This window comes from Mycobacterium sp. P2_H7 (genome assembly GCF_056403275.1).
Genome location: NZ_JBFUFU010000004.1, coordinates 84,449 through 106,474, shown reverse-complemented (window position 1 = coordinate 106,474; position 22,026 = coordinate 84,449). Strand labels below are relative to the sequence as shown.

The 22,026-nt window shown below is 66.8% G+C and carries 21 protein-coding genes and 2 pseudogenes; 9 read left to right on the top strand and 14 right to left on the bottom strand.

Annotation, left to right across the window (positions count from 1 at the left end):
- Positions 1 to 9: 9 nt before the first annotated feature.
- The gene (locus AC1DY7_RS04885; RefSeq protein ID WP_477492531.1) at positions 10 to 1,473 is read left to right on the top strand and encodes an aldehyde dehydrogenase family protein; all 1,464 of its coding nucleotides are present in this window, start codon (positions 10 to 12) and stop codon (positions 1,471 to 1,473) included.
- Positions 1,470 to 2,633, top strand: a complete 1,164-nt coding sequence (locus tag AC1DY7_RS04880; protein ID WP_477492530.1) for an NDMA-dependent alcohol dehydrogenase — start codon at positions 1,470 to 1,472, stop codon at positions 2,631 to 2,633. The genes AC1DY7_RS04885 and AC1DY7_RS04880 overlap by 4 nt, the downstream gene beginning before the upstream one ends.
- 92 nt (positions 2,634 to 2,725) lie before the next feature.
- Here AC1DY7_RS04880 and AC1DY7_RS04875 read toward each other — a convergent pair whose 3' ends face one another.
- Together AC1DY7_RS04875 and AC1DY7_RS04870 are read right to left on the bottom strand one after the other, a co-directional pair.
- Complete coding sequence (locus AC1DY7_RS04875) at positions 2,726 to 3,064, bottom strand: adenylyltransferase/cytidyltransferase family protein (protein ID WP_477492529.1); 339 nt, start codon at positions 3,062 to 3,064, stop codon at positions 2,726 to 2,728.
- A gap of 135 nt (positions 3,065 to 3,199) precedes the next feature.
- Positions 3,200 to 3,487 (bottom strand): annotated as a pseudogene (locus AC1DY7_RS04870) (transposase); the annotation flags it as partial.
- Between the two features lie 48 nt (positions 3,488 to 3,535).
- On the opposite strand from AC1DY7_RS04870, the gene AC1DY7_RS04865 reads away from it, so the two are divergent.
- Positions 3,536 to 4,930: an IS30 family transposase gene (locus tag AC1DY7_RS04865; RefSeq protein WP_477492528.1), complete on the top strand. Its 1,395-nt coding sequence runs from the start codon at positions 3,536 to 3,538 to the stop codon at positions 4,928 to 4,930.
- Here AC1DY7_RS04865 and AC1DY7_RS04860 read toward each other — a convergent pair.
- Genes AC1DY7_RS04860 through AC1DY7_RS04850 form a run of 3 tightly spaced genes read right to left on the bottom strand, consistent with a single transcriptional unit; the run spans position 4,878 to position 5,834 of the window.
- Positions 4,878 to 5,261: a DDE-type integrase/transposase/recombinase gene (locus tag AC1DY7_RS04860; RefSeq protein ID WP_477492527.1), complete on the bottom strand. Its 384-nt coding sequence runs from the start codon at positions 5,259 to 5,261 to the stop codon at positions 4,878 to 4,880. The two genes, AC1DY7_RS04865 and AC1DY7_RS04860, sit on opposite strands and share 53 nt — an antisense overlap.
- Positions 5,185 to 5,499 carry an IS3 family transposase gene (locus tag AC1DY7_RS04855; RefSeq protein ID WP_477492526.1) on the bottom strand — a complete coding sequence of 105 codons (315 nt, stop codon included), beginning with the start codon at positions 5,497 to 5,499 and terminating at the stop codon, positions 5,185 to 5,187. The genes AC1DY7_RS04860 and AC1DY7_RS04855 overlap by 77 nt, the downstream gene beginning before the upstream one ends.
- A 5-nt stretch (positions 5,500 to 5,504) precedes the next feature.
- Positions 5,505 to 5,834 (bottom strand): transposase, encoded by a 330-nt coding sequence (locus AC1DY7_RS04850; RefSeq protein WP_477492525.1) that lies wholly within the window; start codon positions 5,832 to 5,834, stop codon positions 5,505 to 5,507.
- A 295-nt stretch (positions 5,835 to 6,129) separates the two neighbouring features.
- Between AC1DY7_RS04850 and AC1DY7_RS04845 the strand changes: the two genes are divergently transcribed.
- A complete protein-coding gene (locus tag AC1DY7_RS04845; RefSeq protein ID WP_477492524.1) occupies positions 6,130 to 7,794 on the top strand; it encodes an acyl-CoA synthetase in 1,665 nt (554 codons plus the stop codon).
- Here AC1DY7_RS04845 and AC1DY7_RS04840 read toward each other — a convergent pair.
- From AC1DY7_RS04840 to AC1DY7_RS04830, 3 genes are read right to left on the bottom strand one after another with little or no spacing between them, the layout of a single operon-like run.
- Positions 7,791 to 8,240 (bottom strand): hypothetical protein, encoded by a 450-nt coding sequence (locus AC1DY7_RS04840; protein WP_477492523.1) that lies wholly within the window; start codon positions 8,238 to 8,240, stop codon positions 7,791 to 7,793. The two genes, AC1DY7_RS04845 and AC1DY7_RS04840, sit on opposite strands and share 4 nt — an antisense overlap.
- Before the next feature lie 45 nt (positions 8,241 to 8,285).
- Positions 8,286 to 9,449, bottom strand: coding sequence for an alpha-hydroxy acid oxidase (locus AC1DY7_RS04835; RefSeq protein WP_477492522.1), 1,164 nt, complete (start codon positions 9,447 to 9,449; stop codon positions 8,286 to 8,288).
- Entirely contained in the window at positions 9,446 to 10,375 is a 930-nt protein-coding gene (locus AC1DY7_RS04830; protein WP_477492521.1) for a cyclase family protein, read from the bottom strand. Before AC1DY7_RS04830 ends, AC1DY7_RS04835 begins: the two co-directional genes overlap by 4 nt.
- A gap of 67 nt (positions 10,376 to 10,442) precedes the next feature.
- Here AC1DY7_RS04830 and AC1DY7_RS04825 point away from each other — a divergent pair, with 67 nt between their 5' ends.
- Positions 10,443 to 11,669, top strand: coding sequence for a cytochrome P450 (locus AC1DY7_RS04825; protein WP_477492520.1), 1,227 nt, complete (start codon positions 10,443 to 10,445; stop codon positions 11,667 to 11,669).
- Here AC1DY7_RS04825 and AC1DY7_RS04820 read toward each other — a convergent pair.
- From AC1DY7_RS04820 to AC1DY7_RS04810, 3 genes and pseudogenes are all read right to left on the bottom strand, one after another.
- A complete protein-coding gene (locus tag AC1DY7_RS04820; RefSeq protein ID WP_477492519.1) occupies positions 11,641 to 12,105 on the bottom strand; it encodes an SRPBCC family protein in 465 nt (154 codons plus the stop codon). The two genes, AC1DY7_RS04825 and AC1DY7_RS04820, sit on opposite strands and share 29 nt — an antisense overlap.
- 6 nt (positions 12,106 to 12,111) lie before the next feature.
- Positions 12,112 to 13,041 (bottom strand): class I SAM-dependent methyltransferase, encoded by a 930-nt coding sequence (locus AC1DY7_RS04815; RefSeq protein WP_477492518.1) that lies wholly within the window; start codon positions 13,039 to 13,041, stop codon positions 12,112 to 12,114.
- 26 nt (positions 13,042 to 13,067) lie between these two features.
- Positions 13,068 to 13,345 (bottom strand): annotated as a pseudogene (locus AC1DY7_RS04810) (TetR/AcrR family transcriptional regulator); the annotation flags it as partial.
- Positions 13,346 to 13,567: 222 nt separating this feature from the next.
- Here AC1DY7_RS04810 and AC1DY7_RS04805 point away from each other — a divergent pair.
- From AC1DY7_RS04805 to AC1DY7_RS04790, 4 genes are read left to right on the top strand one after another with little or no spacing between them, the layout of a single operon-like run.
- On the top strand, positions 13,568 to 14,125 hold the full coding sequence (locus AC1DY7_RS04805; RefSeq protein WP_477492517.1) for a hypothetical protein: 558 nt from the start codon (positions 13,568 to 13,570) through the stop codon (positions 14,123 to 14,125).
- The gene (locus tag AC1DY7_RS04800; RefSeq protein WP_477492516.1) at positions 14,122 to 14,526 is read left to right on the top strand and encodes a nuclear transport factor 2 family protein; all 405 of its coding nucleotides are present in this window, start codon (positions 14,122 to 14,124) and stop codon (positions 14,524 to 14,526) included. The genes AC1DY7_RS04805 and AC1DY7_RS04800 overlap by 4 nt, the downstream gene beginning before the upstream one ends.
- A gap of 11 nt (positions 14,527 to 14,537) precedes the next feature.
- On the top strand, positions 14,538 to 15,869 hold the full coding sequence (locus AC1DY7_RS04795) for a Dyp-type peroxidase (RefSeq protein ID WP_477492705.1): 1,332 nt from the start codon (positions 14,538 to 14,540) through the stop codon (positions 15,867 to 15,869).
- Positions 15,866 to 16,870 carry a hypothetical protein gene (locus AC1DY7_RS04790; RefSeq protein ID WP_477492515.1) on the top strand — a complete coding sequence of 335 codons (1,005 nt, stop codon included), beginning with the start codon at positions 15,866 to 15,868 and terminating at the stop codon, positions 16,868 to 16,870. The genes AC1DY7_RS04795 and AC1DY7_RS04790 overlap by 4 nt, the downstream gene beginning before the upstream one ends.
- Positions 16,871 to 16,889: 19 nt before the next feature.
- Here the strand turns inward: AC1DY7_RS04790 and AC1DY7_RS04785 are convergent, their stop codons facing one another.
- The 3 genes from AC1DY7_RS04785 to AC1DY7_RS04775 form a co-directional block, all read right to left on the bottom strand.
- Positions 16,890 to 18,098 (bottom strand): DUF7159 family protein, encoded by a 1,209-nt coding sequence (locus AC1DY7_RS04785; protein ID WP_477492514.1) that lies wholly within the window; start codon positions 18,096 to 18,098, stop codon positions 16,890 to 16,892.
- 241 nt (positions 18,099 to 18,339) lie between these two features.
- A complete protein-coding gene (locus tag AC1DY7_RS04780) occupies positions 18,340 to 20,694 on the bottom strand; it encodes a Tex family protein (protein WP_477492513.1) in 2,355 nt (784 codons plus the stop codon).
- 10 nt (positions 20,695 to 20,704) lie between these two features.
- Positions 20,705 to 22,024 carry an acyltransferase family protein gene (locus AC1DY7_RS04775; RefSeq protein ID WP_477492512.1) on the bottom strand — a complete coding sequence of 440 codons (1,320 nt, stop codon included), beginning with the start codon at positions 22,022 to 22,024 and terminating at the stop codon, positions 20,705 to 20,707.
- Between the last annotated feature and the right edge of the window lie 2 nt (positions 22,025 to 22,026).

Sequence of the window (22,026 nt, the reverse complement as noted above, 5' to 3'; positions counted from 1 at the left end):
CAAGACACGATGGCCCACGAATCTCGGCTACTCATCGACGGGAAACTCGTCGACTCAGAAACAGGACGCCAATTCGACAACATCAATCCGGCCACTGAACAAGTACTTGGCTCGACTGCGGACGGCACCCGCGCCGACATGGAGCGCGCCGTCGCAGCGGCCCGTCATGCTTTCGACCACACCGACTGGTCACGCAACCCGGAACTCCGGGCGGCAGGCCTGCGTCAGCTGCAGGCTGCTCTGGAATCCGAACGCGAGGAACTGCGCGGTGAACTCGTCGCCGAGGTCGGTTGTCCCGTGCTGAGCACCTACGGCCCGCAACTCGACGTGCCGCTGGGCGAGGCGCTCACCTGGCCCGCCGACATGATCGGCCAATACCCCTGGCAGCGAACCCTTCCCGACAAAGACGCGTTCGGCATGGGAATGGCCACCCGTGAGGTGTGGAAAGAGCCCGTCGGTGTTGTCGGTGTCATCACCCCGTGGAACTTCCCGCTGGAGATCATCCTCAACAAGATCGGCCCCATCCTGGCGATGGGCAACACCATGGTGCTCAAGCCCGCCCCGGACACCCCGTGGAACGCCACCCGCATCGGACGGCTGGTCGCCGAGCACACGGACATCCCAGCAGGCGTTCTCAACGTCGTGCCGTCATCAGACCATCTTGTCGGTGAAGTGCTGTCGACGTCCCCGCTGGTGGACATGGTGGCCTTCACCGGTTCGACGGCCACTGGTCGGCGCATCATGGCTGCGGCATCCGAGACCGTCAAGCAGACTTTTCTCGAACTCGGCGGCAAGTCCGTGTACCTGGTGCTCGATGACGAGAGCATCGAAAAAGCTGTCGGAGGGGCTGCTTTCATCAGCATGCACGCTGGGCAAGGATGCGCGTTCCCGACACGGCTGCTGGTGCCGCGAACCAGTTACGACAAGGCCGTCGAAATCGTCAAGACCGCGATCGAGAAGCACAAGTACGGCGATCCGACCGACAGCTCGGTACTGCAGGGGCCCCTGGTCTCCAAGCGACAGCACGAGCGAGTACTGGGGTATATCGAAAAAGGCAAGCAGGAGGGGGCCCGAGTCGTCACCGGCGGCAGGGTGCCCAAACACCTGACCACGGGTTACTTCGTGGAGCCGACGATATTCGCCGACGTCGACAACTCGATGACCATTGCACAGGAAGAGATCTTCGGGCCTGTGCTGTCAGTCATCGCATTCGACGGTGACGACGAAGCCGTGCAGGTCGCCAATGACTCCATCTACGGCCTGTCCGGTGTCGTCCACGCCGCGGACCTGGAGCGGGCCAAAGCCGTATCCGCACGTATCCGAACCGGAACACTCGGCATCAACGGCGGCGTCTGGTACGGCGCAGACGCGCCATTCGGCGGCTACAAACAGTCCGGTACCGGAAGGCAATGCGGCACCGAGGGTTTGGATATGTTCACGGAGACCAAGACGGTGGGATGGCCCGCATCATGAAATCCAAAGCAGCGGTACTGCGTGGCGTCGGGATCGACTGGGAAGTCACCGAGGTCGAACTCGACCCGCCCCGCGCGGGCGAGGTACTCGTCAAGATGGCTTATGCGGGTGTATGTCACAGCGACGAACATTTCTACAGCGGCGACAGCGTACCCAGCGCAGACATGGAAGAAATGATGCGAGCCGCCGGGGTGGCCGTGCCCGAGTGGTTCCCCATGCTCGGCGGCCACGAAGGTTCGGGCATCGTCGAAGAGGTCGGACCGGGCGTCACAGCGCTCAAACCCGGTGACCACGTGGCCGTCTCGTTCTTTCCGGCATGCGGCAGCTGTCGATTCTGCGTCACCGGACACACGTACCTTTGCGACGTGGGCGCCGATATCTACAGCAAGGATATGACCACCGACCACACCCGGCGTCGCCATCTCGGCGACGAGGACCTGATGGCCATGATGCAGGTCGGTACGTTTTCCGAGTACGTGGTTGCCTCCGAGCGGTCGCTGGTCAAGATCCACGACTGGATCTCGCTGGAGGCCGCGTCACTAGTGTCTTGCGGTGTCACAACGGGGTTCGGGTCAGGATCGGTTGCGGCAGGCACCGAGGTAGGCGACACGGTCGTCGTCATCGGAGTCGGTGGAATAGGCATGAACGCCGTCCAGGGCGCCAAGGCTGCCGGCGCCAAGTACGTCGTCGCTGTCGATCCGAATGAGTTCAAACGCGATGTGGCACCGACATTCGGTGCCACCCACACCGCAATCGACGCCGGAGCGGCGCTGGACCTGGTGAAAGAACTCACCTGGGGCGTCATGGCTGACCGGGTAGTTCTGACCCCCGGCGTGGTACCCACGGATCTGATCATGGTGGCGATGATGTTGCTGCGTAAGGGCGGTACCTGTGTGTTGACCGGGATGGCGAAAGTGACAGACATGATGGTGCCGCTCATCTTGCCTGACATGGTCAGCTCGTGTAAGACCCTCAAGGGTGTGTTGTATGGGGAGATGAACCCCCGGGAAGCGATGCCGAGATTGCTGTCAATGTACGAGGCGGGCACGCTGAAACTCGATGAACTCGTCACGCAAAAATACAAGCTCGACGACATCAACGAGGCGATGCGGGACCTGCGCGCGGGCAGAAACATCCGCGGTGTCATCCAGTTCGAATGAGTTATCTGTCAACGTTGTGCCCCTTCCGATTCTAGTAGCGCCAGTTCCTGGTGATTTAGCCACTCGAATGGTGGCCGATCCGATACGGCCCGTCAAATGCCCGCTCGCGCACCGAAGACAAACGCAGACAGGTTAAACGAGGTCGGCATCTTTGACCGAAGCCAACGGCGACACTCCCGGACTGTGAACTTCTCTCTTCGGCAATAGTCGAGGGTCAGGCCGTGAAAAAAGTCCACGCGCACGTTGCCAAGATCCGCGGGCACCTCACGCAGCATCCCGACGCGCTCCTCGACGCCGAAACGGCAATCCTTGCTGGGATTGACCACCACACTGGCCACCAGATAATCGAACATGTACACGGCCCGCTCGATGATGTCGAGATGGACATTGGTCACCGGGTCGAACGAACCCGGGTAAACCGCAGTTCTCATGCAGGTGAAGGCTATCGGAGTACCGCACGGGGCTACTCGCGGCGATCTGGTCAGCAACGTCAACGCTCGGGACTGCCCCCGCTTTAGTTGACTCGCTGATGCGCCCTGGGCTCGGTGGTGTCGCCATACTTGGTTTCAGGCCACGGGTTGGGCGGATTGGTGTAGCAGTTCGAACTCTATCGGAGTGCGCATGCCGAGAGCAGAATGGCGGCGTTGGCGGTTGTGGAAGATCTCCAGGTAGTCGAAGATGGCGTTGGCAAGCTCGATTCTCGTCTTCCAGCGTTTGCGGTTGAGTAGCTCGGTTTGCATTCTGCCCCAGAATGATTCGATCATCGCGTTGTCGTAGCAGTCACCGATCGAACCCATCGACGGCACCAGTCCTGAGCGCTTGGCGCGGTCGGTGAAGGCCCAGGAGGTGAATTGACTAGGTTCAACCGGTCGAAGCAACACCCTGAGATTTGGGGGTGTTCGATGGTTCGTCGGCAGCAAGCAGCAGATCGCGCTTTTCGTCGTGCGATGAAGTCTCCAGGGGCACCGCCGCATCAGCGCGAGACCGAGCGGCTGTTTTGGATCGAGATCGCCAAGGGGTCGTTGCCGGCGGTCGCTGCCCTCGCTGTCGGCGCGTCGCAGCCGGTCGGGCAGCGGTGGTTCCATAACGCTGGCGGTATGCCACCGTTCGATCTGACGCCATTGTCGGGGCGCTACCTGTCGTTTCGTGAGCGCGAGGAGATCGCGCTGCTGCGGGTCCAAGGCGCTGGGGTGCGCCAGATCGCTCGAGCGATTGGTCGAGATCCCTCCACGGTCTCGCGTGAGCTGCGCCGCAACGCTGCCACTCGCGGATACACATCCGAGTACCGCGCGTCGGTTGCGCAGTGGAAGGCCGAGCTGACGGCCAAGCGCCCGAAACCGGCAAAACTGGTCACCAATCCGAGGCTGCATGCCTATGTCCAACAACGGTTGTCGGGTCAGATCAGCAGACCCGACGGTTCGATCGTGGCCGGGCCGCAACCGCCTCGGTGGACCGGCATTAACAAGCCACACCGCAAGGACCGAGCGTGGGTGCAAGCATGGGGTTCGGAACAGATTGCCAACCGGATCAGACTCGACTTCCCCGATGATGAGTCCATGCGTATCAGCCACGAGGCGATCTATCAGTCGCTCTACATTGAAGGCCGCGGCGCGCTCAAGCGCGAGCTGGTCTGGTGCCTGCGCACCGGGCGCGCGCTGCGCGCGCCACGGGAGCGTTCCCGCCGCAAGGCCTGGGCGCACGTCATACCGGAGACGCTGATCAGCGAACGCCCCGCAGAAGTGGCTGACCGCGCGGTTCCTGGGCACTGGGAAGGCGATCTCCTGATCGGACTGGAGCGCTCAGCCATCGGCACCGTTGTCGAACGCACCACGCGATTCACCATGCTCGTCCACCTGCCCCGCGAGCAAGGTTGCCGGCACAAGCACACGATTAAGAACGGCCCAGCCCTGGCTGGCTACGGCGCGATCACCATGAAAAACACACTCGCCGAGACGATGTCGACTCTGCCTGATCAACTGACTCGCTCGCTGACCTGGGACCGCGGCAAGGAGATGTCCGCGCACGCCCAGTTCAAAGTCGAGACCGGCATCCCTGTCTTCTTCGCCGACCCGCAATCACCCTCGCAACGCGGCACCAACGAGAACACCAATGGTCTTTTACGGCAGTACTTTCCGAAGGGAACCGACCTATCCCGATGGGCCGCAGAAGACATCGAAGCCGTTGCTCACGCACTCAACACCAGACCCCGCAAGACACTCGGCTGGAAGACGCCCGCGGAGGCCTTCAACGACCAGCTAGCCTTGCTCCAGCAAGCCGGTGTTGCGACAACCGATTGAATCCGCCTTGCACGCCGTGGTCGGAGTGGATGATCCCACCGGACTGTGGTTCACGGTTGGCGATGGCCATGCTGAGCGCGTTGGTGACCAGCGCCGCGGTCTGACTCGAATCGATCGACCAGCCGACCACCCGCCTGCAGAACGTGTCCAACACCACGGCGCAGTACACCTTGCCCTCATAGGTGCGATGCTCGGTGATATCAGTGACCCACAACCGATTTGGAGCGTCACGAGTAAACATCCGCTCGACCAGATCAGTCGCCGTAGGAGTCTCGTGACGGGGCCGGGGACGACGGGTACCTGGCAAGCCCTTGATGGTCGCGCGGGCCATCAGCATCTCCACCTGGTTGGCCGACCTGCAGACCCAACCCAAGGGTCAGTTCGGCATGAACCCGGCGGGCACCGTAGGTGCCCCGTGAGGCTGTATGCACGGCACGGATCTGCTCGGTCAGCCAGGCGTGGCGAAGCGCTCGTTGCGATAGAGCCCGCGATCGCCATGCGTAGTAGCCAGAGTCGGTCACGTCTAACAGCCGGCACGCGACCTGCACCGGAAGTCCTTCTGCGGCCATCGTGGCTATGGCCGCGTACCGCCTTTTGGGTCGTTCGGCTCCCTGAGCAGCTCACGGGCCCTCTTGAGGATGGCGACCTCAGTCTCCAGCTCGCGGATGCGTCTATTGGCCGCACTGAGCTGGGCCAGTTCGGCGCGGTTGAGCCCGGGAAGCTGGCCGGTGTCGATCAGCTCCTGTTTGCGCCAGCCGTAGATCGCCTGGTCACTAATATTCAGATCGGCGGCGATCTGCGCGATCGGGCGCCCGGCGGCGACAAGGTCGACGGAACTCTTCGGGATAACGCTTGGGCACGGACACGGCTCCTTCGGCGGATGTCGTGACCAGAAGTCAAGCAAACCGACTCCATGCAACCCAGGGCACATCAGAATCAACCAAACCGGGGGCAGTCCCACTCGTGATCCTTGCCCGGCCGGAGGCCTCGGCGCCGCGCCCGTGGAGGAGCCGCATGGGATGCCGGTTCCAATTACTGCCAGCACCTTCGGCATCGAGGGTCTGAGACACGCAACGTGAGACGAGATCTATGTGATTAAGAGTCAAGTCAACATCGCGCGACGTCGAATGTTCCGACCGTCGCGCCAACTTCTCGAACATCGACCATACAATAGAAGCCGCCATGTATGGTCTGTTGTCATGAGCGGCGTCACCTTCGACCTGTCCTCCGTCTTCGGCACCGTGGCCGGAGCCGTCCCCGACCAGACGTTCCTGGTGTGGCGCGACCGCCGCTACACCTACGCCGAGTTCGACACCCGGGTCGACGGATTCGCGCACTTCCTGGCATCGGCCGGGCTGGGCGCGCACACCGAACGCGCCGCGCTGCCGGGGCACCAGTCCGGGCAGGACCACCTGGGCATCTACCTGCGCAACGGCAACCAGTACCTGGAGTCGATGATCGGCAGCTACCGCGCCCGGGTCGCCCCGTACAACGTCAGCTTCCGCTACGTCGAGGAAGAGCTGGTCTACCTGCTCAACGACTCCAAGGCACGCGCACTGGTCTACAACGCCGAATTCGCGCCGCGGGTGGCCGCCATCTGCGACCGCGCCCCGCACCTGCAGGTCCTCATCCAGGTCGCCGACGAGTCGGGCCACGAACTGTTGCCCGGTGCGGTCGACTACGAGGCCGCGATCGGCACGCCGGCCCCGGCGGGCGGCCTGCCCAACGCCTCCGGCGACGACCTCTACATCCTCTACACCGGCGGCACCACCGGGATGCCCAAGGGCGTGCTGTGGCGCCAGCACGACATCTTCCTGTCCTCGATGGGCGGGCGCCCGTTCGGCAGCGATCAGGCGCTGGCCTCCTACGAGGAACTCGCCGAGAAGGCACGCACCGCGGGCGGCGCCCTGGCGATGCTGATGATCCCGCCCTTCATGCACGGCGCCGCGCAGTGGGCCGCTTACAACGCCATCACGATGGGCGGCAAGCTCGTCATCCCCGACGATGTCGAACGGCTGCGCCCCGCCGACGTGCTGCGGCTGGCCGAACGCGAACGGGTGCTGACCATCCCCGTGGTGGGCGATGCCGTGGCACGTCCGCTCATCGAGGAGATCGAGACCGGCGACTACGACCTGTCCGGCCTGTTCACCATCACCAACGGCGGCGCGGCTCTGTCACCGACAGTGCGGGACCGGATCCTCAAGGCCTTGCCGCACATCATGTTGCTCGACGCCGTCGGCGCCTCGGAGTCCGGTGCGCAGATGAGCACGTACTCGACGGCCGGCGAACCGACGCCGGCTGCGACGTTCACCGCTCAATCCGACACCGCCGTCGTCGCAGAGGATTTCAGCCGCGTGCTGGCGCCCGGCGAGGGTGGCGGCTGGCTGGCCCGCCGCGACCTGATTCCCCTGGGCTACCTGGGCGACGCGGAGAAGTCCGCCCGCACCTTCCCCACCATCGACGGGGTGCGCTGGTCGGTACCCGGCGACCGCGCGAACATGTTGGCGGACGGCAGGATCGAACTCCTCGGCCGCGACTCGGTGACCGTCAACTCCGGCGGCGAGAAGATCTTCGTCGAAGAGGTCGAGCGGGCGATCGCCGCGCACCCGAGCGTGTACGACGTCGTGGTGGTGGGCCGGCCCTCCGAACGCTGGGGCCAGGAAGTCGTGGCGGTGGTGCAGCTGGCCGACGGCGCCTCGGCCTCCGACGAGGAACTCGCCGAGGTGTGTGGACGCTCGGTGGCCCGGTACAAGATTCCGAAGGCCTTCATCCGGGAGACCAAGATCCTGCGGTCACCGGCGGGCAAGGCCGACTACCGCTGGGCCAAATCCGTGGCCACCGGTGTGGTCGCCGCAGGCACCTAGGTCCGGCGGGAGCGGAACACCTCGACGGGCCGCAGTTGCGAGGGATCCAGGCCCGCCGCCGCGAGCGCCTGCGCCTTGAAGGCGCGTGCGGCCGAACTGAGCACATACCGGACCGGCTCCAAGCCCGTCAGCCGGTCGGCGTCCCACACCATGACCTCCGCGCCACCCCGGGTCAGCGCCGCCTGCACCTGCACGCCGAGCCCACCCGCGACCGCCAGCGCCACCGGCTCCTCACGACGCTCACCGATCCGCAGCCCCAGGATGTGCAGCGCTCGCAGATCGCCGTCCTCGGTCAACGTCACCTGGACGTCCCACCCGGCCATCACCCGGTCGCACAGCCAGCCACCCGCGGAGCGCACCACGTCGGCGGCGTCGACGCCGATCACGTCGAGCTGGTATTTCGTCATCCGGTCCGCCCCCGGATACACCGCAGATTGCGCGCCCATGGATGCGAGTATGCCATCCCGTAAGCATTACAGTATGGCGCTACCCTAAAGCAGGTGATTGCGCCCCAGTTCGGCGATGCCACCGACGCCCATCAGGGTCAGCGTCTGGCGCATCTCCGCCGCGAGGATCCCCAGCACCGCACCGACTCCCGCCGCACCGTCGACCGCCAGACCATAGAGGTAGGGCCGGCCGATCAACACGGCATCGACGCCCAGCGCCAGCGCCGTGACGATGTCGCTGCCCGTCCGGACACCGCCGTCGAGCAGAATCGTGACGCGATCACCGACCGCGTCCGCCACTGCGGGCAGCGCATCGAGCGACGCGGGCGCGCCATTGAGTTGGCGTCCACCGTGATTGGACACCACCACACCGTCGGCACCGATGTCGACAGCCCGGGCCGCGTCGGCGGGATCCAGGATGCCCTTCACCACGAAGGGCCCGTCCCAGCGCCGCCGTAGATCGGCGACGTCGGCCCAGGTGAGGTCCGGCCGCATCTGGCGCTGTTGGACCCCCACGCCGTCGACGGCCCCCGCAGCGCCGCGGACGGCAGTGACGTTGCGCATCGTCATCCGCTGATGCCGCAGCAGGCCGAACCACCAGCGCGGCCGCAGCGCGGCGTCGGCCACCCGCCGCGGCGTCAGGATCGGCGGATGGCCCATCCCGGTCCGTCGCTCTCCGGTGCGATTGCCCTGCACCGGCACGTCGACGGTGACCACCAGGGTGCGATATCCCGAATCGCGGGCCCGGTCCAGCATCGAGTCCATGAACCCGGCGCGCTCGCCCCAGGGGTACAGCTGGAACCAGTGGTCGCGGTCGGTGCCGTCCGCGACCTCTTCGATGGAGTACGACGACGCGGTGCTCAGCGCCAGTCGCGCACCCGCCCGCTCCGCCGCGCGAGCCGCACCGAGTTCGCCCGACCAGTGCGCAAGGCCGGTCAAACCGGTCGGGGCGAGCACCACGGGCATGTCGAGTCGCTCACCGAACAGTTCGGTGCCGATATCGGCGTGCGCGTGACCGGCCAGCACCCGTTGCCGCAGTGACCATTTCGTGAAGGCGGCGCGGTTGGCACGCAGCGTCCGCTCATCCTCGGCGCCCCCGTCCAGATAGGCCCACACCATCCTGGGCAGCGCACGGCGCGCCGCAGCACGGTAGTCCTCGACGCTCACGAGCGGTGTGGACGTGCGCAGCCGGTACTGGAAAGCGGTCATTTGATGGCGATGGGCGTCACCGGGGACCCGACCGCATGGGTGATCCGCAGCGGTGGGGCCACCAGCATAAAACTCCACCGGCCGTCGCCCGCGCAGTCGGCGGCCAATTCCTCGAGGTCGAGAATCTCGGCCAGCGGCATGCCCATGTCCCGGATCAGCACGCAATGCAGCGGCACGATCGAGCCCGGCCCACTGCCCGGCTCACTCGGCAACACCTCGATGGCCCAGTTGTCCGAGCCCACCGCCGCCACCGACCGGTCGCCCAGCCAGCGCGCACAGTCCATGCTCAACCCCGGTTCCGTGCTCATCCAGCCGTCGGCCCCGTCTGCGAGAAGCTTTGCCCGCCAACCGGTCCGGAAGAACAGGAAGTCGGCCTCCCCCACCGTGACACCCTGCGCCCGTTCGGCGGCCTCCAGGTCGGCCGGGGTGATCGCGTAGCCACCGTCCAGCCAGGGCACGCCGTGCAACCGGGCGATGTCCAACAGCACGCCCCGGCCGACCAGTTTGTCGGCCATCACCTCAACACCGAGTTTGCGGGCACCGAACCGGGCGTTGACCTCGTCGGTCGGGTAGTCGTTGTACATCCGGTCGTCGTAGGCGACGTGCGCCAAACTGTCCCACTGGGTTCCGGACTGCAGCGGCATGATGATCCAGTCGTCGGACACCTGGACCCCGTGCGGCTCGGACCAGTCGTGGGGCGCCATCGACATCAGGTGCACCGGATTGATCCGGCCTCCGATGCCGCTCTGCGGTCCGCTCTTGCCCACCGGAATGCTCAGCTGGAAAACCCGGCCGGTGCGAACCTCCGCGGCGGCCGCCTGGATGTGCGCGGGCGTGATGAAGTTCAAGGTGCCGAGCTGATCCTCGGGGCCCCAGCGGCCCCAGTTCGACAATTCGGCGCCGAGGTCCCTGAAATTCACCGTCATGCGTTACAGAATCGCATACTATTGTCAACCTGGGTGGCAGGTTGCCGAACCCGGCGGGAGGTCGTTCGTGACGCAGGCACCGGACCTCGACTTCGACGTCGCCGATCCTGGGTTCGTCCGCGAACCGTGGCACATCTACCAGCAGATCCGGGATCTCGGCGGGGTGGTGTTCAACCGTCGCATCAATCGGTGGATGGTGGCCGGATTCGAGGACGTACGCACAATCCTCACCACGCCAACGGTATTCGGCTCCGAACGTGGCCAGGACGAGCAGGCCGGCGTGTTCGGCGGGCCCACGATGGAGTTCTACGACGGCCGCCACCACGACGACATCCGCAACATCTGGTCCGACGACTTCCGGCCACGGACGCTCGCGGCGCTACGCCCGATGATCGCCGACGTCGTGCGCCGCCGGTTGACCCCCGTGCTGGACCGGCTGGCCGCCGGCGAGGCCGTCGAGGTGGTCACCGAGTTGACCCGAGGCATCCCGACCGAGGTGATCGCGCACATGCTCGGCATCGAGCCGGACATGGTCGACCGGTTCAGCGCGTGGAGTGACGCCATGGGCGCGTCGGCCGAGGGATACACCAATCCGGGCGAGCGCGGCGCACGGCTGATCGCCGTCGGCGAGCAGGCCACCGCGGAACTCAACGACTACATCCGGACGCAGATCGACCGGCGCCGCTGCCCGTCCTTCGCCGGCACCGACCTGATCACCACCATGGTGCGCGACGACTACGCCTGCCGGCACATGACCGAGCAGGAGATCGTGGCCAGCAATACGCAGTTGGTATTCGCAGGCAATGAGACGACGGCCAAACTGCTGGCCCAGATCGTGGTGACCCTGGCGGCCCACCCGGATCAGCGCCGGGCGATCGCCGAGGATCCGTTGTTGATCCCGGCCGCGGTCGAGGAGGTGCACCGCCACGAGACGGTCAGCCATTCGGTGTTCCGCGACGCCATCGGTGCGGACGCCCGCGTCGGCGGCATCGGCGTTCCGGACGGCCGCCGACTCACCCTGCTCCTGGGGGCGGCCAACCGCGATCCGCAGCGCTGGGAGCACCCGGAACGGTTCGACGTGTTCCGGAAGAAGCTGCCGCACTTGGGCTTCGCCTTCGGGATGCACAGCTGCCTCGGCATGAACCTGGCCCGGCTGGAGGGCCAGGTGTTCCTGGAGGAACTCCTGACGGCGCTGCCCGAATGGCGGGTGCACGGTCCGGTCGGTTACGGGATGAACTACGCGGTGCGGGGTCCCGCCGAGGTCATCATCTCGACGGCTCGAAGTGCCGCCTGATCCCGGTCAGCATCGAGGTGTGCGCGGCGACGGCCTGCCGCACGGTGTATCCGGCCAGCGGTGCCGGCGCGGTGATGTGCAGGCGTTCGGTCAGCGTGGTGCCGTCGGCCCCACCCTCGAACGACACCCGGCCGAACAGGCGCACACCGGGGAACTGGCGCGCCTCGGTCAGCACATCACCGGTCGTGGGGACGTACAGTTCGGCCGTGTAGGTCGCACGTAACACGGTGCGGCCCAACGGGATCCGGTCCTGCACCCGATAGACCTGCAGGTAGCCGCCGCCGGGGGTGTCGCGGCGCCGGACAGGCCGCACGGACACCACCAGTGGGTGCACCACCTTGATGTTGACGAGGTCGGCGTAGAAGGCCCGCACCACCGCCGGTTCGGCGGGTATCAACTCGGACAAGGTGTGGTCGGTGCCGTCGGTCCAGGCCATCGGTTGCTAACCCAGGACGGCGGTCAGGTAGGTGATGTCGCCGAACGCGGACAGGCCCTCGATCGGCGGCTGCAGCCCGTACATCGCATACAGCTCGGAGCTCTTGTGCAGGTTCACCGTCCAGCCGCGGTCGCCGAGAAACACTGCGGACTCGGTGCGCTCACCGGCGTAGAACAGCTCGGTGATGTCGATCTCGGTCGCGGCGCCGAATCCGTCGATTCCTTTGCCCTGCCACTGTTCCTGCGCGGCCCGCATCTGCTCGCCGATCTTGGTGAGCTCGTCGGCAGTGATGGTCCCGGTATTCTCGGCCGCGATCCGGCTACCCGGTGCACTCAACGCGGTGACATTTTCCAGCAGCCGGTCCTGGGCGTCGGCCGGCAGGTAGATGAGCAGACCCTCGGCGATCCACGCGGTCGGCAGGGCCGGGTCGAAGCCGTTGGCCCGCAACGCTGCCGGCCAGTCGTCGCGCAGGTCGATACCGATGGGACGGTGCGCGATGGCCGGCACGGCCCCCTGGTCGGCGAGTACCCCGGTCTTGAATTCGATGACCTGCGGCTGGTCCAGTTCGAACACCGTCGTGCCTGCCGGCCAGCGCAGCCGGTAGGCACGCGCGTCCAGGCCCGAGGCGAAGATGACGGCCTGCCGGATGCCGGCCGCGGTGGCGTCGGCGAAGAAATCGTCGAGGTACTTGGTGCGCGCGGCGATCCCGTCCGACATCCGGTGCACGTCGAACGGCGCGCCGTCGGTGTCGATCTCACCACGCGCGTAGCGGGTGAAGTCCTCCAAGCCGACCGCGGCGACCAGCGGTTCGGCGTAGGGGTCATAGATCAGAGGGCGCGGTCCACGGGTGGCCATCGCGCGTTGCATGGCCACCACCGTGGCCGTCGCGCCGACGCTAGAGGCCAGATCCCAAGTGTCGTTGTCTGTGCGTGCCATAGTTAGACACACTACGCTTCAGTGCGTCACTCCACGGGTGGCCCGACGCTCGACCTCACCAGTTGCAGGAACGTGCCGTAGAGGTCCTCGCCGTCCAGGTGGCTGGCCAGCGTGATCCCGTCATTGGTAGCCAGCAGCACCCTGGCCAGCGGCTCGGCCGGGATCCGCAAGGTCTACCAAGGCGCGCAACACCTTTCGTGATGTAGTCGGCCAATGACCGGATGGTCTCCAGCCGCTGGGCGGCCACGCGTTCACTGGCCGCGGGGTTGCGCAGCAGGAACAGGGTGAACTCGTAGTTCAGGGCTGTCCCGGGCCTTCACCCCCCGCAAGATCAATGCCCTGGAGCCGAAGGTCCGGGAGTTCACTGGGAGGTCGACCTCGACGCGGCGGTGTTCTCGTCCTCGTCGGTGGTACGCGGTTGGGACAGCATGCCGGCGCGGATCTGAATCCTGCCATCTGCCCGGTACGGGCTCACGGCGGGTGCTAATGTTCGCGGCGGATCGCAGGCCCAAAACCGGAGGTCGAGATGGCAGCTGAACATGACTGGACCAAACCGGCGGCAGTCGCCATTCCCCCGGAGGGCTACTTCGAGGAGGAGCGCGGGCGTTACGGGCCGGTTTATCCCCGTACCCCGGCCTGCCACGGATTCTCCATCATCGCCAAGGTGAAAGAGGGCCGCGAAGACGTGGTCCGCGCGTACGGCAAGACCATCGAAGAGACCATCAAGGCCAGCCCGGAGGCGTTGGCGCCGCTGAAGTTGCACTATCTGCGGTGGAATCTGTTCGATGTCGGTTCCGGCCTGCACTTCCAGTACATGGGCATCTTCGACACCGATTTCGACAAGTACACCGAGGACGCGGTGCAGCTGTTCAGCGCCACCGGTATCACCACGGTGTTCACCAATCTCGAAGGGTTCCCGGAGGACTGGAAAGAGAACCCGGAGGCGTTCATCAAGTTCGTCCGCGACCATCAGGTGCCCAGCTTCCTGGAGTACGGCGAATACCCGTACGTGACGGCCGATGAGATCAAGAAGGCCTTGAAGCTCAAGGCCGCCTTCTCCACCATGCTCGATCAGATGCAGTGAGCGACAACCCGCTCGCAGCGGTACAGGCCTATCTGGCCGCGTTCAACGCCGGCGATGTCGACGCCATGACGGCCGCCTTCGTTCCGGACGGTTCGATCCTCGACGGCATGGCCCCGCACCTGTGGATGGGCCCCACCGCCGCGGCAGACTGGTACCGCGATGTACTCACCGAGGGTGTTCATCTGAACGCCTCCGGGTATCACGTGACGCTGGGCGCACCACTGCACAATGACGTCACCGGTGACAGCGCGTACGTGGTGGCGCCCGCCACCATGACGTTCGACCTCAACGGAACGACCGCCACCCAGACCGGCGCGGTGTTCACCGTGGCGCTGCGCAGGCTCGCCATCGGTTGGCGTGTGGCGGCCTGGGCATGGGCGAAGGGCTCACCCCTCAACTGATGGAGAACCCGGTGCTCGAGTTCGACGATATCCAGCACATCCTGCTCACTCGCACCCCGGCGATCACGGGGCGCTACGAGTTCCTGACCTTCGATACAGCGGCAGGAGGACGGGCCTGGCTGTCAGAGCTGGTGGATCTCGTGCAGTCGGCCGCCGATGCCGTGTCGACCATGGAGGAGTCGGATCGCTGGATCACCCTGGCGTTCACGTGGAACGGTTTGCGCGCCCTCGGTGTGGACGACAAGTCCCTGGCCACCTTCCCCGACGCGTTCCGCGAGGGAATGGTCTCGCGGGCAAAGATTCTCGGCGACACCGGACCGAACTCCCCCGAGCACTGGGTGGGCGGGCTCGCCGGGGACGACCTCCATGCCATCGCCATCCTGTTCTCCCGCAACGACGAGCAGAACGCCCGATCGCTCGCGGCACACGACGATCTACTCGCCAGAACCGACGGTGTGCGCAGCCTGTCGCATCTCGATCTGAACGCGACACCGCCGTTCAACTACGCCCACGACCACTTCGGTTTCCGTGACCGGCTGTCGCAACCGGTGATGAAGGGCTCGGGTGAGCAACCGACTCCCGGCTCGGGTGACCCGCTGGAGCCCGGCGAATTCATCCTCGGCTACCCCGACGAGAACGGACCGGTGGGCGATCTGCCCAAGCCGGATGTGTTGTCCCGCAACGGGAGCTACATGGCCTACCGGCGGCTGGAAGAGCATGTCGCGGTGTTCCGGGACTACCTGCGGGAGAACTCGCAGACACCCGACGACGAGGAACTGCTCGCGGCCAAGTTCATGGGCCGCTGGCGCAGCGGCGCCCCGCTGGTGCTGGCGCCGGACAGGGACGACCCCGAGTTGGGCGCCGATCCCATGCGCAACAACGACTTCAACTACAAAGACGACGATCCCTTCGGCTACGCGTGCCCGCTGGGCTCGCACGCCCGCCGGCTGAATCCCCGCGACACCGCGCATTACATGAACCGGCGCCGGATGATCCGCCGCGGCGCCACCTACGGCCCGGCTCTGCCGGACGGCGCACCCGACGACGGGGTGGATCGCGGTATCGCGGCGTTCATCATCTGCGCGGACCTGGTGCGCCAGTTCGAGTTCGCGCAGAACGTCTGGATCAACGACAAGTCGTTCCACGAACTCGGCAATGAGCACGACCCCATCTGCGGCACCCAGGACGGCACCCTCGACTACACCGTCCCGAAGCGGCCGATCCGCAAGGTGCACAAGGGCATACCCGCGTTCACGACACTCACGGGTGGCGCATACTTCTTCATGCCCGGCATCTCGGCCATGCGATACCTGGCCGCACTCGACAGCGAGGACAAGTCATGAGCGCGCCACGCACCTACAACCAGACCCACCGGGCCCGTCCGCATGACGGGCGGCGGCGGATCAGCATCTACTGGACGTGGAGCTATCCCTGGGAGTCGCAACGGGATCCGGCCGAGCTGTACAACCGGTTCTCCACCATCACCGAGGTGCGCAACGCGGCGTGGCCCGCCTACGAGAAACCCGAGTACGACGCGGCGAGCTTTCTCCAGGGCATCGCGGGCACCTTGGAACTGTTCCACCGCTCCACACTGGACTTTCAGGCACTGGCCGAAGAATCCACCGGGCATCAGGTGGCGGTATTCCAGCGCATCGACCAGGCCGGTTACAAGCTCGAAATCGATGAGCGGATCCTCGCCGACACCGACACCTTGATGGTGTTCGGCCTCGACCACCTGCTCGGCCAGGAAGACGCCACCGCCGCAGAGGTCGCCGCGATCACCGAATGGCTGAAGCGCGAAGGCACCTGCCTGCTGCTCGCACCCCACCACGATGTGGGCTTCACCGACGACGTCGCGCAACGCCAAATGGAATACGCACACCACGGCGATCCCCTGGTGCCCCGTCAGCAGCGGTTCAGCGCATACACCAGGTCCCTGATGACGGCGCTCGACGTGCCCGTGCACAACATCTGGGGACTGCGCCCGGCGGTCGTCGAGGGCACGAAGGACATCGCCCCGCTCACCGGATTCCCCGATCTGGACGCCGCGGGCCTGCTGGCCGACGTCACCACCTTCAACTTTCACCCCCACCTCCCGCACTACGAACTGACGAGGCCGGCGGGAGACGACCTACGGGTGCTCGGGCGCCAGGTGGTCGATCCGCACCGCCCGCACCCGTACACCGCGGCGGGCAACACCGAATTCAACGCGCTGGTCTGGATGCCGCCGACGACCACCCGCGCGGGTGACATCGTGTTGATCGACTCCACGCATTTCACCACCCTGTTCGGTGGCACCGACAGCCTGCGGAATCTGTGGCGAAACCTCGCCACCATGCGCTGAGTGGAACTCGGCTCTCGCCCTACGGGAGGGGCGCAGGTGCCGGCGCGGGAACGGGTGCCGGCGCGGGCGGCGGGAACAACGAATTGATCGCGGCCTGAACAGGATCCACCGGCGGGGGCGGTGCGGCCTCGGCGGGCGGCGCCACGACCGGCTGCTCGGGTGCGGGCGCGGCAGGCACGGCCGCAGGCGGGGTGACCGGCGCGGCCGGGACTGCCGCCGGAGCCGGGCCGGGCAGTGGACCGGGAGCCTGCTCGACGAGCGCGGGAGGCGCTTCGGGCGCGGGAGTGGGCACCGCAGCGGGGGCCGGGGGCAGCTGCTCGGGCACCGGAATGACGGCGATGGGCGCCGGGATCCCGGCCTGCAGCGGGATGATCGGCTCGGAATACACGGGCGGCGGGGCGGCGGCAGGCTCGGAGGCCGGCTGCTCGGGCACGGCCATTTCGCGGGCCGGGGCAGCAGGCGCCGGTGCGGGAGTGGAGCCGACAATCTGTGACGTTCCCGCCGCGGGGCTGACGGGCTGGTTGGCTTGCCGCTCGGAGGTGACCAGTGGGTCGGGCGCGTCCGGCCCACTGAACTGAGACCCGACCGCCAGCAGCGCGATCACCGCGGTGACGGCGGCGGCACCGGCCATCGTCGCAAGCCGCGCCGGCGAGGCATCCCGGGCCCAGCTGCGCAGCCGATGAACGGTGCCCCCCGTTGCGGCAGCAGGCACCGAGTCGGTCGCCACGGCGCGGGCCGCGTCGTAGGCCGGGGTGAAACGCGTTGTCGGCAGATCGGCCGGCAGCTCACCCGTCTCGCTGTGGGAGTCGTCCGGTTCCGGGTCGCTCGGTTCGTCGTCGAGCAGGACGGAGAGATCGGCCTCGGTGAGCGTCACGGCGCGCGCCGCGGCGGTGCGGGTGGCACTGTCGCCGGGCGTCGACGTCGTGCTCTCCAGCCGCACCGAGCGCACGTCGCCGTAGCCGGACTCCTTGAGGGTGGCGATCAACTGCACCGCTTGCGCGGCCGTGTCCTCACTGCTGGTGACGCCGATCGATTCGATCTCGTGGCCGGTTGCGGCAGCGATGGACTGTGCGCCGCGGACTGCCGCCAGCGCGCGGGTGTGCAGGTCATCGACGTTAGAGACGCTGAACGCGTCGTCGTCGAGGGTGGGCGATTCGGGTGCTGCGCCGTCGACCAGAACCCAGCCGACACCGGCTGCGGTCACTGATAGACCCAGTACCGTTTTCACCCCTGGCCCAACTCCTGTCACGTCATTCACACCGGCCAACCGTCAATCGCGCCGAGCCTAGTTTGCTCGCTTCGGCATGGCATCTCGACGAAAAGCCCGAATTGATGTCGTAATGCGACCATCCGCTTCGTACAAGACTGCGTTACCTGCGGGTTGTGTACCCGGGATGCCGTCCCGCAACCACCCGAGATCGGATCCATCCGTCACCGGATGTTCACCGACCGGTCACCGGTCTGTTGCGTCAGCTGCCGAAGCCCGCCTTGCGCAGCGCATCAGCCATCGAACCGGCGGCCGGCCGGGCCTCCTGACGGCCCTGGCTCCCCCGGTTGGGGTTGCGGCGCTCACCGCCTTCGCGGCGCGGACCGGCGTTTCCGCGCTCGGGCCGCTTACCCTGCCCGGCCTGCGGATTGTCGTTGAGCCGCAGCGTCAGCCCGATGCGCTGGCGTTCGACATCGACCTCGAGAACCTTCACCCGGACCACCTGACCGGACTTGACCACTTCGTGCGGGTCGGAGATGAACCGGTCGGACAGCGCCGACACGTGCACCAACCCGTCCTGGTGCACGCCGACATCGACGAATGCGCCGAACGCGGCGACGTTGGTCACCACGCCTTCCAGGACCATGCCCACCTTGAGATCGCCCACCTTCTCGACCCCGGCGGCGAACGTGGCGGTCGAGAATGCGGGCCGCGGATCCCGGCCGGGCTTCTCCAGCTCGGCCAGGATGTCGGTCACCGTCGGGATCCCGAAGCGGTCATCGGCGAACTCGGCCGGCTTGAGCGACCGCAGCGACCGCGCGTCGCCGATCAGCTCACCGAGGGTGACACCGGCGCGATCCAGGATGCGCCGCACCACCGGGTAGGACTCGGGGTGTACACCGGACGCGTCCAGCGGGTCGTCTCCACCGGTGATCCGCAGGAAGCCCGCGCATTGTTCGAAAGCCTTGGGACCCAGACGCGGAACCTCGAGCAGCGCCTTGCGATTGGCGAAGGCGCCGACCTTCTCCCGGTGCGCGACGATGGACTCGGCGAGCGATTCGGTCACCCCGGACACCCGGGACAGCAGTGGCACCGACGCGGTGTTGAGGTCCACCCCGACGGCGTTCACCGCGTCCTCCACGACGACGTCCAGGCTGCGGGCCAGGGTGCCGGGGGTGATGTCGTGCTGGTACTGCCCGACACCGATCGACTTGGGGTCGATCTTCACGAGTTCGGCCAGGGGGTCCTGCAACCGGCGCGCGATGGAGACCGCGCCGCGGATGGTGACGTCGAGGTCAGGCAGTTCGTGGCTGGCGTACGCCGAGGCCGAATACACCGATGCGCCGGCCTCGCTGACCATGGCCTTGGTGGGCGCCGGGGCTCCCGCGGAACGAATATCGGCGATCAGTTCGGTTGCCAGAGCGTCGGTTTCGCGGGAGGCGGTCCCGTTCCCGATGGCGATGAGCTGCACGCCGTGACGGGCCACCAGCGCGGCCAGGGTGGCCTTGGCGGTGTCCCACTGCTTCTGCGGCTGGTGCGGGAAGATGGCGCAGCTGTCGACCACCTTGCCGGTGTCGTCCACCACGGCGACCTTCACCCCGGTCCGGAAGCCAGGGTCCAGCCCCAGGGTGGTGCGGGTGCCGGCGGGCGCCGCCAGCAGCAGGTCCTTGAGGTTGCGCGCGAATACGGTCGTCGCTTCCTCTTCGGCCCGCTGCCGCAACTTGATTCGGGCATCGACGGACGCCGAGATCATCAGTTTGGTCCGCCACGCAAGGCGCACCGTCGCGGTCAGCCAGGGCGTGGCCGGACCTGTCGCGGTCATGTCGATGCCGAGCGACTGCGCGACCCTGGCCTGGTAGACCTCGTCCTCGCCGGCGTCGAAGGTCAGGGCAAGCGCTTCTTCCTTCTCGCCGCGCAGCACCGCGAGCACCCGGTGCGAGGGCATCTTCTCCAGCGGCTCGGCGAACTCGAAGTAATCGCGAAACTTCTGTGCGGCAGCATTTTTCGCGGCATCGTCGGACCACGGGCGAGTCTTCAGCGTGCCGTCCGCCCAGAATTTCGCGCGGACCTCACCCACCAGTTCGGCGTCCTCGGCGGCCCGCTCGATGAGGATGTGCCGGGCCCCGTCCAGCGCGGCGGCGGCGTCGGCGACGCCCTCACCGAGGAACGCGGCGGCCGCGTCCTCGGGGACCACCGCCGGGTCGGTCAGCAGACGGTCGGCCAGCGGCTCCAGGCCGGCTTCCCGGGCGATCTGGGCCTTGGTGCGCCGCTTCTGCTTGTACGGCAGGTAGATGTCCTCGACCCGGGCCTTGGTGTCGGCGGCGAGCAGCGCGGCCTTCAGCGCGTCGGTCAGCTTGCCCTGTTCCTCGATGGAGGCCAGCACGGCCGTCCGCCGCTGATCCAGCTCCCGCAGGTACTGCAGGCGTTCCTCCAGGTTGCGAAGCTGCTCGTCGTCCAGGCTTCCGGTGACCTCTTTGCGGTAACGGGCGATGAACGGCACCGTCGCCCCCTCGTCGAGCAACGCCACGGCGGCTGCCACCTGGCCTTCCGCCACGGCCAGTTCCTCAGCGAGACGGGTGTTTACAGACTTGACGATGTGTACGGCGCTCTGACTCACCCGGTGGACCCTACCGAACGGCTGCGACAGGTTCCGGCAGCCCGGGCCGGACTCGGGCCGCGAGCCTGGCTGTGGCGGCCGCCACCAGGAAGGCGGCCAGCGCGGCGAAGCCCTCGACACCGCTGAGTCCGAACTTCGCCATCAGCAACAGCGCGACACCCGCCACACAGACCAGCACCCCGGCCGCCACCGAACGTCCGCCGGTGGCGCCGGCATGGCCGTCCCACCACGGCAGTGGGCGGTGCTCCAGCGGGGAGAGCAGCGTGAACAGGATGACCATGACGACGGCGAAGACCACGGCACGCAACGCCAGCATTCCGACGAAACCCTGCGCATGCACGTCATAGGCATCGAGTCCGACGGCGTGCAGGCCGAACATGGCCACCGCGATGGCCGGAATATGCCACAGATAGAGCGTCATCGCTCCCCCGTTGCCCGTCGCGACGACGGCCCACACCCGGGGGCGCTGCGCCCAGCGCCGGATCGGTCCCGCGGCGGCGACGAACACCAGCGACATCCACATGCAGTGCAGGGCCAGCACCGTGGTCGGGGGCGACACGTTGGAGACCCGCTCGGTGCCGGTGACCACCAGGGACGCGTCATAGGGTCCGACCGCGACCAGCAGCACCTGGCCGGCGAACGCGACGACCGCCGTCACCAACGCCCCGACCGGGCGGATCAGCCCGCGGGCGTACGCCACGCCGATGACGACCGGAATGAGCCAGACGGTGATGAAATTGGCCAACCCGGCCTCGTCGGTGCCGAGCGCGAAGCGCAAAACGTCGAAGGCGCACGTGGCGACGAACAGGCCGACCAGCACGGAAGCGAACCCGCCGAGCGTGCGCAGCCTGGTCAGCACGGGGACGAAGCCGAGGACCACCAGATAGACCCCCAGGAACCACAGCAGCGCCACGCATTCACGGCCCAACCCCGCTGCGGATTCCGCTCCTAGGACGGCGCGCGCCACGAGCAGCGCCAGCGTCCAGAACGCGAGATACCAGAACACCGGGCGACACAACCGCTGCGCCCGGGTGAACAGCCATGTCCCCCAAGTATTTCGGCCCGGATGCCAGGCGTGGTACCCAGCAGCGCCGCCGGCCAGGAAGAACAGTGGCATCACCTGTACCACCCAGGTGACCGGTGCCAGCCAGGGCAGTTCGCCCAGGATGTTGCCGATCCGCAGACCGCTGGTGTCGATGGTGGCCAGCAGCAGTGCGCAATGCCCGAACATCACCACCACCAGGGCGGCGAGCCGGGCGACATCGACGGCACGGTCACGGCCCGCCAGGGCCGTGGTGTTGTGCGTGTTCACGGGTTCGGTGAGCGCCATAG